This window comes from Xenophilus sp. (assembly GCF_044462705.1).
In the GTDB taxonomy this organism is placed as follows: domain Bacteria; phylum Pseudomonadota; class Gammaproteobacteria; order Burkholderiales; family Burkholderiaceae_C; genus Xenophilus; species Xenophilus azovorans.
On record NZ_JBIQNC010000143.1, the window covers coordinates 1 to 13,564 of the forward strand.

14 protein-coding genes are annotated in these 13,564 nt (G+C 68.7%); 13 read left to right on the forward strand and 1 reads right to left on the reverse strand.

Annotated elements, in window-relative coordinates:
* Window positions 1-289: 289 nt before the first annotated feature.
* From ACIY1X_RS18695 to ACIY1X_RS18755, 13 genes are read left to right on the forward strand one after another with little or no spacing between them, the layout of a single operon-like run.
* On the forward strand, window positions 290-2,323 hold the full coding sequence (locus ACIY1X_RS18695) for a conjugal transfer protein TraG (RefSeq protein WP_399683355.1): 2,034 nt from the start codon (window positions 290-292) through the stop codon (window positions 2,321-2,323).
* Between the two features lie 7 nt (window positions 2,324-2,330).
* The gene (locus ACIY1X_RS18700; RefSeq protein WP_399683358.1) at window positions 2,331-2,837 is read left to right on the forward strand and encodes a CopG family transcriptional regulator; all 507 of its coding nucleotides are present in this window, start codon (window positions 2,331-2,333) and stop codon (window positions 2,835-2,837) included.
* Window positions 2,834-3,871, forward strand: a complete 1,038-nt coding sequence (gene trbB, locus ACIY1X_RS18705) for a P-type conjugative transfer ATPase TrbB (RefSeq protein ID WP_399683360.1) — start codon at window positions 2,834-2,836, stop codon at window positions 3,869-3,871. The genes ACIY1X_RS18700 and trbB overlap by 4 nt, the downstream gene beginning before the upstream one ends.
* A 44-nt stretch (window positions 3,872-3,915) precedes the next feature.
* Window positions 3,916-4,227 (forward strand): TrbC/VirB2 family protein, encoded by a 312-nt coding sequence (locus tag ACIY1X_RS18710; RefSeq protein WP_399683385.1) that lies wholly within the window; start codon window positions 3,916-3,918, stop codon window positions 4,225-4,227.
* Window positions 4,224-4,505, forward strand: coding sequence for a VirB3 family type IV secretion system protein (locus tag ACIY1X_RS18715; protein ID WP_399683363.1), 282 nt, complete (start codon window positions 4,224-4,226; stop codon window positions 4,503-4,505). Before ACIY1X_RS18710 ends, ACIY1X_RS18715 begins: the two co-directional genes overlap by 4 nt.
* 10 nt (window positions 4,506-4,515) lie before the next feature.
* Window positions 4,516-6,960 carry a conjugal transfer protein TrbE gene (gene trbE / locus ACIY1X_RS18720; protein WP_399683366.1) on the forward strand — a complete coding sequence of 815 codons (2,445 nt, stop codon included), beginning with the start codon at window positions 4,516-4,518 and terminating at the stop codon, window positions 6,958-6,960.
* Window positions 6,957-7,736, forward strand: a complete 780-nt coding sequence (trbJ, locus tag ACIY1X_RS18725) for a P-type conjugative transfer protein TrbJ (RefSeq protein ID WP_399683368.1) — start codon at window positions 6,957-6,959, stop codon at window positions 7,734-7,736. The genes trbE and trbJ overlap by 4 nt, the downstream gene beginning before the upstream one ends.
* Window positions 7,737-7,750: 14 nt before the next feature.
* Window positions 7,751-8,053 (forward strand): EexN family lipoprotein, encoded by a 303-nt coding sequence (locus ACIY1X_RS18730; RefSeq protein ID WP_399683371.1) that lies wholly within the window; start codon window positions 7,751-7,753, stop codon window positions 8,051-8,053.
* Window positions 8,054-8,057: 4 nt separating this feature from the next.
* Entirely contained in the window at window positions 8,058-9,431 is a 1,374-nt protein-coding gene (trbL, locus tag ACIY1X_RS18735) for a P-type conjugative transfer protein TrbL (protein ID WP_399683373.1), read from the forward strand.
* 13 nt (window positions 9,432-9,444) lie between these two features.
* Complete coding sequence (gene trbF / locus ACIY1X_RS18740) at window positions 9,445-10,152, forward strand: conjugal transfer protein TrbF (protein WP_399683374.1); 708 nt, start codon at window positions 9,445-9,447, stop codon at window positions 10,150-10,152.
* On the forward strand, window positions 10,149-11,171 hold the full coding sequence (gene trbG / locus ACIY1X_RS18745) for a P-type conjugative transfer protein TrbG (protein WP_399683376.1): 1,023 nt from the start codon (window positions 10,149-10,151) through the stop codon (window positions 11,169-11,171). The genes trbF and trbG overlap by 4 nt, the downstream gene beginning before the upstream one ends.
* On the forward strand, window positions 11,168-12,433 hold the full coding sequence (locus tag ACIY1X_RS18750) for a TrbI/VirB10 family protein (RefSeq protein WP_399683378.1): 1,266 nt from the start codon (window positions 11,168-11,170) through the stop codon (window positions 12,431-12,433). The genes trbG and ACIY1X_RS18750 overlap by 4 nt, the downstream gene beginning before the upstream one ends.
* Window positions 12,430-12,690 (forward strand): DUF2274 domain-containing protein, encoded by a 261-nt coding sequence (locus ACIY1X_RS18755; protein WP_399683380.1) that lies wholly within the window; start codon window positions 12,430-12,432, stop codon window positions 12,688-12,690. Before ACIY1X_RS18750 ends, ACIY1X_RS18755 begins: the two co-directional genes overlap by 4 nt.
* A gap of 46 nt (window positions 12,691-12,736) precedes the next feature.
* Here ACIY1X_RS18755 and ACIY1X_RS18760 read toward each other — a convergent pair.
* The coding region (locus ACIY1X_RS18760) for a GNAT family N-acetyltransferase (protein ID WP_399683383.1) at window positions 12,737-13,564 on the reverse strand (828 nt) is incomplete at its 5' end.

Consider the following 13,564-nt stretch of genomic DNA (forward strand, 5'->3'; position numbering starts at 1 on the left):
ATGGCAACGCGCCTCGGCACGAGGCTGCCGACCCCTTCTTCACGAAAGATCCGGGTTAGACGTGGAGCTTCCTCTCAAGCATGCTCCAGCTGTGAAACGCTGGGGCAAGTCAGGCCTCGGCCTTCTGGAATCCAGCCAGCCAACTGCGTTTTCTCGCGACATACCCGCCAGCCTTCGCTGAGCTACGCCCTCGTGGGTGTACCGCGCGGCCCATCGATTCCAGACTCGTGCGATGCGCGCCATGGGGCGCACATGCGCATGGCGCAATGGGGCGCCGAAGGGAATGGACATGGCAGTTCGATCCGGAATTGGCGAGGGCGGGACGTCGAGCGTCCAGACGGGCATCCTGCTCGGCCAGATCGCGGCCGTGCTCGGCGTAACCCTCGGCGGGGTGTGGGGCGCCACCCAGTGGACCGCCCGTGCGCTGGGCTACCAGCCGCGGCTGGGACCAGCCTGGGCTGGCATTGCGGGCCTGCCGGTCTACGAGCCCTGGAAGCTGTTCGAGTGGTGGTACTGGTACGACGCCTACGCGCCGGACATCTTCCTGCAGGGTGGCGCCATCGCCGCAGGAAGCGGGCTGTTTGCCACGGGCGTGGCCATCGGCATGGCGATATGGCGCTCGCGCGTTTCGCGCCGCGTCACCACCTATGGCTCCGCACGCTGGGCAGAGGCCGACGACATCCGGAAGGCCGGCCTGCATGAGCCGACCGGCGTCTTCCTCGGCCGCCAGCACGAGCGCTACCTGCGACACGCTGGCCCCGAGCACGTCATGGCGTTCGCGCCTACGCGTTCGGGGAAGGGTGTGGGCCTGGTGGTGCCGACGCTGCTGTCCTGGCCGGGCTCGGCCGTGATCCACGACATCAAGGGCGAGAACTGGACGCTCACGGCCGGCTGGCGTGCGCGCTTCTCGCACTACCTGCTGTTCAACCCCACCGATGCGAAGTCGGCCGCATACAACCCGCTGCTGGAGGTCCGCAAAGGCATGCACGAGGTGCGTGATGTGCAGAACATCGCCGACATTCTTGTCGATCCCGAAGGCGCGCTGGAGCGGCGCAACCACTGGGAGAAGACCTCGCATGCACTGCTGGTCGGGGCCATCCTGCATGTGCTCTACGCCGGCGAGGACAAGACCCTCCGAGGTGTAGCCAACTTCCTGTCCGATCCCGCGTGCCCGTTCGAGGTGACGCTGCACCGGATGATGACGACGAAGCACCTGGGCGATGTGCCGCATCCCGTGGTCGCCTCCGCCGCTCGCGAAGTCCTCAACAAGAGCGACAACGAGCGCTCGGGTGTTCTGTCCACGGCCATGAGCTTCCTCGGTTTGTATCGCGATCCGACAGTCGCCGAAGTCACTTCGCGCTGCGACTGGCGAATCGCCGACTTGATCTCGGCACAGCATCCGGTGTCGCTGTACCTCGTCGTGCCGCCCTCGGACATCAGCCGCACTAAACCGCTGATCCGCCTGATCCTCAACCAGATCGGCCGGCGACTCACGGAGTCGCTGGACGGCGCTGACGGCATCGCGCGCAAGCACAAGCTGCTGCTGATGCTCGACGAGTTCCCTGCGCTCGGGCGCCTGGACTTTTTCGAGTCCGCGCTGGCCTTCATGGCGGGCTACGGCCTGCGTGCTTTCCTGATCGCCCAGTCCCTCAACCAGATCGACAAGGCCTACGGCCCGAACCATTCGATCCTGGACAACTGCCACGTGCGCATCGCGTTCGCCACCAACGACGAGCGCACGGCCAAGCGCATTTCCGACGCGCTGGGCACGGCTACCGAACTGCGCGCGCAGCGCAACTACGCCGGACATCGGCTGGCGCCGTGGCTCGGGCACCTGATGGTGTCGCGCCAGGAGACGGCGCGCCCGCTGCTGACGCCCGGCGAGGTGATGCAGTTGCCGTCCGACGATGCCGTGGTGATGGTCTCGGGCCACGCGCCGATCCGTGCGCGCAAGATCCGCTACTACCTCGACCGCAACTTCACGGTACGGGTAAAGCCCGCTCCGCTGCTCGCGTCAAGCGGCCGCTATGCCGACGCCCCGGCGGCACGCCCCGACGATTGGAGTGGCCTGGCGCCGCTGACCGCGCCGATCCTCGACATGGCGCTTGCCGGTCAGGCCGGCGCTGTTGATGACGGCGGCCACCGGCAGCAGCCGGAGCTGGGCGAGGTGGCCTATGCGCCGCAGCCCGAGCCCGGCGCCGACGACCTCGGCGTGCTCGATGACGACGACGCGCCGCTGCCCCTGCCGACGCAGTTGGACCCGCGCCTGCAGCGCGCCGCGCAGCTGGCCGCGCTCGACCCCGACGACGGGATTGCCCTGTGAGGCCGTCATGAGTCGCACCCGCCTCAACATCTTCCTGGAGCGCGACCATGCGCGCCGGCTCGACGAACTGGCCGCTATGAAGGGGCTGTCCAAGTCCTCGATCATCGCTGCCGCTCTGTCCTCGTTCCTCTCGCCCGACAGCGGCGACCAGCGCGAGGCCGCCATCGCCAGGCGGCTGGACCGCCTCTCGCGCCAGTACGACAAGCTCGAACGCGACCAGAACATCCTGATCGAGACGGTGGCGCTGTACGTGCGCTACTTCCTGACCGTCAGCATGCCCGTCCCCGAGGCGCATCAGGACGCGGCGCGCGCGCAGGGCCGCGCCCGCTTCGAGCAGTTCATCGAACAGCTCGGCCGCCACCTGCTGCGCGGGCGCAGCCTGGTCAAGGACGTGTACGAGGAGATCCAGCCCGAGGACAGCCAGTTCTTCGGGCTGGGCGACACCGAAGGGAACAGCACTGGAGGCTATCGGCCGGCGACCCCGGCCGGCAGCAAACCGGAGGCCGCCCCATGAGCCGGCCTGAGCGCGCGCCGACATCTCCCGTCGCGCCGGCCTCGCTGGCGCTGGACCGGCGCATCCGCATGCTGCGCACGGCCATGGGGCCGGAGATCGCGCAGGCGCTGGCCGACCACGACGTGGTCGAAGTGCTGCTCAACCCCGATGGATCGCTGTGGCTGGACCGGCTGAGCACGGGCCGCGCACCGACGGGCATCACGCTGTCGCCGGCAGACGGCGAACGCATCATCCGCTTGATCGCCGCGCACGTGCGTGCCGAGGTGCATGCGGGCAAGCCGCTGCTGACCGCTGAACTGCCCGAGACCGGCGAGCGCTTCGAGGGCGCGCTGCCGCCTGTCACGCCGGGACCGGTGTTCGCACTGCGCAAACGCGCCGTCACGTTGATCCGCCTGGAAGACTACGTGGCCGACGGCATCCTGACCGCCGACCAAGCCGCGTTCCTGCGCGCCGCCGTGCGCGAACGCCAGAACGTCCTGATCGCTGGCGGCACCAGCACCGGCAAGACCACGCTCGCCAACGCATTGCTCGACGAGGTGGCCGCCACCGGTGACCGCGTGATCGTGCTCGAAGACACGGTGGAGCTGCAATGCACGGCGCACGACCACGTGCCGCTGCGCACGCGGCCCGGCGTGGTCAGCATGACCGAACTCGTGCGCTCCACGCTGCGCCTGCGGCCGGACCGTATCGTCGTCGGCGAGGTGCGCGGCCCGGAGGCACTCGACCTGCTCAAGGCCTGGGGCACAGGACACCCGGGCGGCATCGCCACCGTGCACGCCGGCTCGCCGATGGGCGCGCTCACGCGCCTGGAGCAGCTGGTGCAGGAGGTGTCGGTGAACGTGCCGCGCGCGCTGATCGCCGAGACCGTCAACGTCATCGTCTTCATCGCCGGGCGCGGCCGCACGCGCCGGGTCGAGGCCATCGCGCGCGTCATTGGCCTTGACAGGAACGGCTACCGGCTCGATCACGAGCTGGCATCCGCGCCCCTGCCATCGCTTCCTTCCTTGCCGTCACTTCCAGGAGAAACGCCATGACGACTTCGTTCCTTTCCGTAAATCCGCCTCTGCGTGCTTCACGCATGCGGCTGGTGCTGCAGGTGCTGCTGATGGCGGCGCTGCTGCTGGCCGTCGCGCTGCCAGCGCATGCGGCCGGCTCCAACATGCCTTGGGAGGCGCCGCTGCAGTCCATCCTCGAATCCATCCAGGGGCCGGTGGCGCGCATCGTCGCGGTGATCATCATCATCGCCACGGGCCTGACGCTCGCCTTCGGCGACACCAGCGGGGGCTTCCGCAAGCTGGTGCAGATCGTCTTCGGCCTGTCGATCGCGTTCGCCGCGTCGAGCTTTTTCCTGTCGTTCTTCTCGTTCAGCGGCGGGGCGGTACTGGCATGAGCACGCATGAAGCAACGGACTTCGAGATGCGTGGCTTCGAGGTGCCGCTGCACCGGTCCCTCACGGAGCCGATCCTGCTGGGCGGTGCACCGCGCACCGTCGCGATCGCCAACGGCACGCTCGCCGCGGCCGTCGGCCTGGGGCTGCAGCTCTGGATTCCCGGCCTCCTGCTGTGGCTGGTCGGCCACTCGCTGGCTGTGTGGGGCGCACGCTCGGACCCGCAGTTCATGCAGGTCTTCGCGCGCCACATGAAGCAGCGAGCGCTGCTGGACGTCTGAGGGGCATGCTGTGCTGAACCTCGCCGAATACCGTCAGCGCCCGGCACTGCTGGCCGACTGGCTGCCCTGGGCCGCGCTGGTCGCGCCCGGCGTGGTGCTCAACAAGGACGGTTCGTTCCAGCGCACTGCGCGCTTCCGGGGCCCGGACCTGGACAGCGCCACGCAGGGCGAGTTGGTCTCCGTCACTGCACGTCTGAACAACGCGCTGCGCCGGCTGGGGTCGGGCTGGGCATTGTTCGTCGAGGCCGAGCGCTTGCCGGCGGCGCACTATCCGCGCTCCGAGTTTCCCGAACCGCTGTCCTGGCTGGTGGAGGAGGAGAGGCGCGCCGCCTTCGAGGGGTCGGCCAGCCACTTCGAGAGCCGCTACCACCTGACGCTGCAGTACCTGCCGCCGGAAGAGTCGCGTGCCCGCGCGGCCGGGCTGCTCTACGAGAATCGCGCGAGCGATGGCGTGGACTGGCGCGAGCGCCTGGCCGCCTTCGTGGCCGAGACCGACCGGGTGCTCGACCTGCTCGATGGCGTGATGCCCGAGATCGTCCGGCTGGACGATGCGCAGACGCTGGCCTACCTGCATGCCACGGTGTCCACGCGCCGCCATCCCGTGGCGGTGCCCGAGGTGCCCGTCCACCTGGATGCGCTGCTGGCCGATGCGCCGTTGGCCGGCGGCCTCGCGCCCATGCTGGGCGAGCAGCACCTGCGGGTGTTGACCGTGCGCGGTTTCCCGACCTCGACCTGGCCGGGCATCCTGGACGACCTGAACCGCCTGGGCTTTGCGTACCGCTGGTCCACGCGCTTCCTGTGCATGGACAAGGCGGAGGCGGAGAAGGAACTGACGCGCTTGCGCCGGCAGTGGTTCGCGAAGCGCAAGAACATCGTGGCCCTGCTGCGCGAGACCATCTTCCAGCAGGAGAGCGTGCTGGTCGATACCGACGCCAGCAACAAGGCGGCCGACGCCGACGCGGCGCTGCAGGAACTGGGCAGCGACCAGGTCGCCTTCGGCTACCTCACCGCCACGGTCGTGGTGATGGACGCCGAAGCCTCCGCGGCCGACGAGAAACTGCGCCAGGCCGAACGGGCGATCCAGGGCAGGGGGTTCGTGACCATCCCGGAGACGCTGAATGCCGTGGAGGCTTGGCTGTCCTCTGTTCCGGGGAATGCCTACGCCAACGTCCGGCAGCCCATCGTCTCGACGCTCGGGCTCGCGCACATGATGCCGGTGTCGGCCGTCTGGGCGGGGCAGGAGCGCAACGCGCACCTCGACGGCCCACCGCTGATCGTCACGCGGACGGATGGCTCGACGCCGTTCAGGTTCGTCACGCACATCGGCGACGTGGGCAACACACTGGTGGTCGGGCCGATCGGCATGGGCAAGTCGGTGCTGCTGGCGACAATGGCGCTGCAGTTCCGCCGCTACCCAGGCTCACGCATTTTCGCGTTCGACTGGGGGCGCTCGATCCGGGCCACCGTGCTGGGCCTGGGCGGCGAGCACTACGACCTCGGCCGCGCAGACGACGACGCGAGCGGCGAGAACGCCATTGCCTTCCAGCCGCTTGCACGCATCGACCGAGAGGGCTACCGCACCTGGGCGGCCGAGTGGATTGAGGGGCGGCTGATCCGGGAGGGCCTGTCGGTTGGGCCGGAGGAGCGCGAGGTGGTTTGGTCCGCCCTCGGCAGTCTGGCCAGTGCCCCCGTGGAGCAGCGCACGCTGACCGGCCTGTCGGTGCTGCTGCAGTCCAACGCGCTGCGCCAGGCGCTCGCGCCCTACGTGCTGGGCGGTGCGCACGGCCAGCTGCTGGACGCCGACCACGACCGCCTGGGCAGCGCCGATGTGCAGGGCTTCGAGATGGAGGAGCTGATGCACAGCAAGGCGGCCGCACTGGCCGTGCTGCGCTACCTGTTCGCGCGTTTCGAGGAGCGCCTGGACGGCGCACCGACGCTGCTGATCCTCGACGAGGCCTGGCTGTTCCTCGACGACCCGGTGTTCGCCGCGCGCATCCGGCAGTGGCTCAAGACCCTGCGCAAGAAGAACGTCAGCGTCGTCTTCGCCACGCAGAGCCTGGCCGATATCCAGGGCTCGGCCATCGCACCGGCCATCGTGGAGAGCTGCGCGAGTCGTGTCTTTCTCCCCAATCCGCAGGCCACCGAGCCGCAGATCCGCAAGATCTACGAGAGCTTCGGCCTGAACGCACGGCAGATCGACATCGTCGCGCAGGCGCAGCCCAAGCAGGACTACTACTACCAGTCGCGCCTGGGCAACCGCGTCTTCGATCTGGACCTCGGGCCGGTGGCGCTCGCCTTCGCCGGTGCCTCGACGCCCGAGCACCAGCGCGACATCGATGCCGTGCTCGCCGCGCACGGCGCACAGGACTTCGCGGCCCATTGGCTGCGGCACTGCGGCCTGGACTGGGCCGCCGATCTCATCGATCCACCACCACCGGAAGGAGTTTCGCCATGAAACGCATCGCTTCGTTCAAACCCCGCCCGTTCAGGAAGCACGTCCTGGCGCTGGCGGCCGCTGGCGTCCTCGCATTGGGCGTCGCTCAGCCTGCGCATGCGCTGTTCGGCATCGGCGACATCGTCTTTGACCCGTCGAACTACGCGGAGAACGTGCTGACCGCCGCGCGCACGCTGGAGCAGATCAACAACCAGATCCGCCAACTCCAGAACGAAGCGCAGATGCTGGTCAACCAGGCGCGCAACCTGACCAGCCTGCCGTTCAGCGCGCTGGCCGACTTGCGCGCGACGCTGGATGCGACCAATCAGCTGATCCGGCAGGCGCAGGGGCTGGCCTTCAACGTCTCGCAGATGGAGGCGGACTTCCGCCGCCTCTACCCCGACTCCTACAGCGCCGCGATTTCGGGCACGCAGATGGCGCTCGATGCGCGCACGCGCTGGACCAACTCGCTCGAAGCGCTGCGCACCGCCACCAAGGTGCAGTCGCAGGCGGTGCAAAACTTCGCTGCCGATGAGCGCACGCTGGCCGAACTGGTCAACCGCAGCCAGTCGGCCACGGGCGCCCTGCAGGCCATGCAGGCCACGAACCAACTGCTGGCGTTGCAGTCGCGCCAAGCGATCCAGGCGCAGCAGCTCCAAATCACCCAGGACCGCGCCGCCGCGCTGGAACAGGCGCGCCAGGTCGCCGTGCAGGAACGTGCGCGGGAGGTGCGTCGGCGCTTCCAGGGCGAGGGGACGCCGTACACGCCCACCAACGTTAACTTCTACCGCGACTGAGGGGAGTGCACGCCATGCGACGAATCATCCTCATGACCCTGTGCGCGCTGGCGCTGGCCGCCTGCGAGAAGAAGCCACCGCCCATCGAGGGCGTCGAATCGCTGGTGGCCAACCCGCAGCGGCTGCGCGCGTTGCGCGAAGCCTGCAAGGCCGACCACGCCAAGGTCGGCGATGCGCAGTGCAACGCAGTGGCCGAGGCCACGCGCCGGCGCTTCCTGGGCAGCGGCCAGTCGCCGTATGCGGGCGACCCGGTGAAGCCGCCGGCGCCGCCGGCCGCCGAGTCGGCGCCTCCTGCCAGTTCGGCGCCCAAGGACTGATGCCATGAACGACGTTGGCGTCATCGACCGCTTCCTCGATGTCTTCTCGCGCTACATCGACTCGGGCTTCGGCCTGCTCGGTGGCGAGGTCGCGTTCCTGACGGCAACGCTGGTGCTGATCGACATGACGCTCGCCGGCCTGTTCTGGGCCATGAGCAACGCGAGCGGCGGTGGCGGCGACGACGTGATCGCCAAGCTGATCAAGAAGGTGCTCTACGTGGGGGCCTTCGCCTACATCATCGGCCACTTCAATGCACTGGCCGGCATCGTCTTCCGCTCGTTCGCGGGCCTGGGCCTGACAGCCTCCGGCTCGGCACTGACGCAGGCCCAGCTGCTGCAGCCGGGCCGGCTCGCGCAGGTCGGCATCGAGGCTGCGCGGCCCATCATGACGCAGATCGGCGACCTGACGGGCTTCCCCGAGGTCTTCGCCAACCTCGATCTGATCGTGGTGCTGGGCCTGGCCTGGCTGGTGGTCATCGTGTGCTTCTTCGTGCTTGCGGTGCAGCTTTTCGTGACGCTGATCGAGTTTAAGCTGACCACCCTCGCGGGCTTCGTGCTGGTGCCGTTCGCGCTGTGGAACAAGACCTCGTTCTTGGCCGAGCGCGTGCTGGGCAACGTGGTGTCCTCGGGGATCAAGGTGCTGGTGCTGGCGGTGATCGTGGGCATCGGCACGGGTCTGTTCGGCGAGTTCACGGCGCCGCCGGGCACCGAACCGAGCATCGACCATGCGCTGACCATCATGCTCGCCTCGCTCGCGCTGTTCGGGCTTGGCATCTTCGGACCGGGCATCGCCACCGGGCTGGTGTCGGGCGCGCCGCAGCTCAGCGCAGGGGCGGCGGCCGGCACCGTGGTCGGCGGCGCGGGCCTTGCAGTCGCCGGTGGCGCGGCGATGGCTGGCGCGGGCGCCGCCGTAGCTGCTGGCGCGCGCATGGCCCCCGGCGCAGCGCGTAGCGTGATCGGTGGCGCGGCCGCTGCCGGCCGTTCCGCCAGCTCCCTCGCCGGTGGCGCGCGCTCGGCCTACGAGGCTGGTGCCGCGGCTTCGGGCGGCAGCGGGTTGCGCGCGGCCGGCGCGGGCCTGGCCAACGTTGCACGCACCGGCGCTGGCGCAGTCGGCGATCGCGTGGCTTCAGGCGCCAAGGCCATGCGCGAGCGCGTGGCGAACTTCGTTGCCGAGGCGGCCGCGCCGGCGGCGGCGGCGACCTCCACTGCGGGGACATCGGCTGACGCGCCCGCCGCACCTACGGTGCCGCCCGCCTGGGCGCAGCGCCTGCAACGCCACCAGCGCCTAGCGCACGGCGCGACGGTCGCGGCCCACACACTGCGCTCGGGCGACAGCGGAGGCAGCGGTGCGAGCCCCAGCCTGCGCGACGACAGCTAAGGAGAACCCCTTCATGCGATTCAAACGACCCCAAGTGCGCTACTCCGACACGCCGGCGCCCGTCACCCCGTACCAGGCCGCCGCGCAGGTCTGGGACGAGCGCATCGGCTCGGCGCGGGTGCAGGCGAAGAACTGGCGCTTCATGGCCTTCGGCTGCTTGTCGCTGGCCCTGCTGATGGCCGGTGGCCTCGTGTGGCGCTCGGCGCAGTCCATCGTCACGCCGTATGTCGTCGAGGTGGACCAGGCCGGGCAGGTGCGTGCGGTCGGAGAAGCCGCCGCGCCGTACCGGCCAGGCGACGCGCAGGTCGCGCACCACCTCGCGCGCTTCATCAACGACGTGCGGTCCCTCTCTATCGATCCCATCGTCGTGCGGCGCAACTGGCTCGAAGCCTACGACTACGCCACTGACCGGGGCGCGGCGACGCTCAATGACTTCGCACGCACCAACGACCCGTTCTCGCGCATTGGCCAGAACTCGGTGGCGGTGGAAGTGACCAGCGTGGTGCGCGCCAGCGATTCGTCGTTCCAGGTGCGCTGGATTGAGCGCAGCTATGTCAACGGCGCACCGGCCGGCACCGAGCGCTGGACCGCGGTGCTGTCCATCGTGTTGCAGCCGCCGCGCACCGAGGAGCGGTTGCGCAAGAACCCCCTGGGCATCTACGTCAACGGTCTGTCGTGGAGCCGCGAACTTGATGCCACCGAAGGAGCCAGGAAACCATGAACCGATGCATTCCCCATTTGCGCCTCTACGTTATTCCGGCATTGCTGATCGCAAGCCTCTCCGGCTGCGCATCGCATGGCAAGCCCCCGCCGGCCATCACGCTGGACGAGCCGGTGCAAGCACAGCGCCTGCCCGATCCGCCGGCTCCGGTCGAAGTCGTCGAAGTGCCCAAGCCCTTGCCGCTGCCGGAGCAGATGAAGGCGCTGCCCGTCGATGGTTCGCTGGCGGCCTTGCCGGAGCCGGCCGATGAGAAGGTGCGCGTGTCCAAGGCCAACGACGAGGCGCGTATCGCCCCCACGCGCGAGGGCTACGTCAATGCGATCCAGGTCTGGCCTTTCACCGATGGGGCGCTCTATCAGGTCTACACGAGTCCCGGCCGCGTGACGGTGATCGCGCTGCAGGAGGGCGAGGAACTGGTGACGGTATCGGCCGGCGACACGGTGCGCTGGATCGTGGGCGACACGACCAGCGGCACCGGCCCGTCCCAGCGCGTGAACGTCATGGTCAAGCCCACGCGCACGGGGCTGAAGACCAACATGGTCATCACGACCAACCGGCGCACCTACCTGATCGAGCTGTCCTCGACGCCGCAGGCCTGGATGGCCTCGGTGTCCTGGGACTACCCGAAGGACCGCATGGTGGCGCTGCAGAAGCAGGCGCGGGACGCGCAGTCCGCGGCGCCCGTGGATGCGGGCCTGTCGCTGGAAAGCATCCGCTTCCGCTATGCGATCAGCGGCGGCAGCCCGCCGTGGAAGCCGCTGCGCGCCTTCGACGACGGGCAGAAGGTCTACATCCAGTTCCCCGGTGGCATCGCGCAGGGCGAGCTGCCGCCGCTGTTCGTGATCGGCCCGCAGGGCGACGGCCAGCTCGTGAACTACCGCTTCCGCGCCCCGTACTACGTGGTGGACCGGCTGTTCGGTGCGGCCGAACTGCGCCTGGGTGGCGGCAAGGGCGCCAGGAGCGAGATCGTGCGCATCGAGCGCACCGAGGGCATATCCCGAGGGAGCAATGGATCATGAACGAGGCCGCTGCCGTCCCGCCCAAGGCTGATCCGGAGACGATGGCGCTGCGCGCATCGCCGCGTCCTGTGGTCCGGCTCAACCGCCGCATGCTGGCCGTGATCGCCGGCATGCTGGCCGCCGTGGTGCTGGGCGCGACCTTGTGGTCGCTACAACCGCACCGGCGCGAGCGCAACCCGGCCACCGAGCTGTACAACGTCGATCGCGTCGCCAAGGCCGAGAACCTGGACCAGTTGCCCAAGGACTACGCCGGGATGGCCCGGCCGGCGCCGCCGCCCGCGGTGCCACAACTGGGCGAGCCGCTGCCGGGCGACCTGGGGTCGGCCATCGTCAGGTCGCAGCAGCCGATGGAGGCCCGCGCGCAGGCTGGCGGCGTTGATCCCGCGCATGCGGCGCGCCTGGCGGCAGAGGAAGCGGCACGCTCGGGCGTGTTCTTCCGTGCGACGGGTGGCAGTCCGGCCGGCGCGAAGCCGGCCCAGGCCGCGCCGGCGAGTGAGGTGCGCAGCGCGCAGCCTTTCGATGCGCTGGCGGGCGCGCTTGCACCTGCCGCTGCGCAGCCCGCCGATCCGACGGCCGTGCAGAACCGCCAGGAGCAGAAGGAAGCATTCCTGAATGCCGGCGCTGCGCAGACCCGCAATTCCGGCAACCTGCAGTTGCCGGCCTCGCCCTACCAGGTGATGGCCGGCACGGTGATCCCCGCGGCGCTGGTCACGGGCATCAAGTCCGACCTGCCGGGCGACGTGATCGCCACGGTGACGGAGCCGGTCTACGACACGGCGACCGGCAAGTACCTGCTGATTCCGCAGGGCTCGCGCATCCTGGGCAAGTACAACAGCCAGGTGGCCTACGGCCAGAGCCGGGTGCAGGTGGTGTGGAACCGGGTGATCCTGCCCGACACCTCGTCGTTCAAGCTCGACAACCTGGTGGGCACCGACCCGGCCGGCTATGCGGGCCTGGAGGATGGCGTGGACTGGCACTGGGACCGCATCTTCGCGGGTGCGGCGTTGACCACGCTGCTGGGCATCGGCGCCGAGCTGGCCGCGCCGGAGAACCGCCAGGACGGCAACCGCGTGGTCATCGCCGGGCGAGACAGCGTCCAGGACAGCGTGAACCAGATCGGGCAGGAGATGACCAGGCGGAACATGAACATCCAGCCCACCCTGACGGAGCGCCCCGGCTTGCCGGTGCGGGTCATCGTCAACCGCGACCTGGTGCTGCGGCCATACCAGCCGCTGTTCTTCAACCGGGGAGCGTCGCGATGAGCGCGAACGCGCTGCGACTCGGCCCGCTGCCCAAGAGCGGGCCGGTCAAGCTCACTATCACGTTGTCGGCCGAACTGAAGGCGACGCTGGATCGCTATGCGGCGCTGCACGCGCAGACCTACGGTGAACGGGTGGATGCGGCGGCGCTTGCGCCGCATATGCTGGAGGCGTTCATGGCGCGGGACCGGGGCTTCAGGAAAATGGGCGACAAGCTGAACGCTCTGCCGGCTCCGCGCGGGCCGCTTGCCGACGCTTGAAGCCAACTACCCCCTTGGCTTGGCAAGCCATTGGCGAAACGGTGGGTCAATTCTGTTCTTTGGGGCGAATCTGGTCCATGAACCATCCATTCCTGCATCTCCTGACGCCGCGTTGCTGAGATGCACGGTATTTGGCCTTGTCCATGAACTGGCGGACTCTGTTGACTTCAGCCTCGACCACGACATCTCGAGCAAGCGGATATGCGTCTTCATGAAAGGAGATGCGTCGATCAAGCTGGATCACGCCGCCCGGCAACTCCTTGCCTGACGCCTCAACCTGTAGCAGCGGGAGACAGGCATCGTGCCACTTCCTTTCCTCCGGGTAGAAGCGAACGACGACCTCTACAGGTGTGCCGACCTCGGGCAGTTGGTGCCGTCGCTCCAGAACCCTATAGGCCCTGTTCGGCGGCTCACTGCCCGGGATCACGGTAAAGCCCATACGCTCCCAAAATGGAATCGACGTCGATGGCTTGCACTGAATGGCCAGCAGATCCTCGCCCTTGCGTCGCGCGAGATTGACGCAGTAGTCGACCATCCTCTTGCCGATTCCCCGGCCACGGAAGTCATGCTTGACCTGCATGATTCCCGACTGCAAAAGGCGCCCAAGCTGGAAAGCAACCGGCGTCCCGCTCCTGCCGTCTATGTACACAAGAAGCTCCTTGTCCTTGTGAGCGCGCTCGATGATGGACCAGTTGCAAAGAAAGCTGCCATGCACGCCAGCAGCTTCTTCCTCCTCGAGCCAGGCACGGATTGCCACGAGGTCTTCGGGTTTGGAGCGTCTGATGCCAGAGCGCACGCCAGCAGATGCCTTTTGCGAACTAGCCCGGATCTTTCGTGAAGAAGGGGTCGGCAGCCTCGTGCCGAGGCGCGTTGC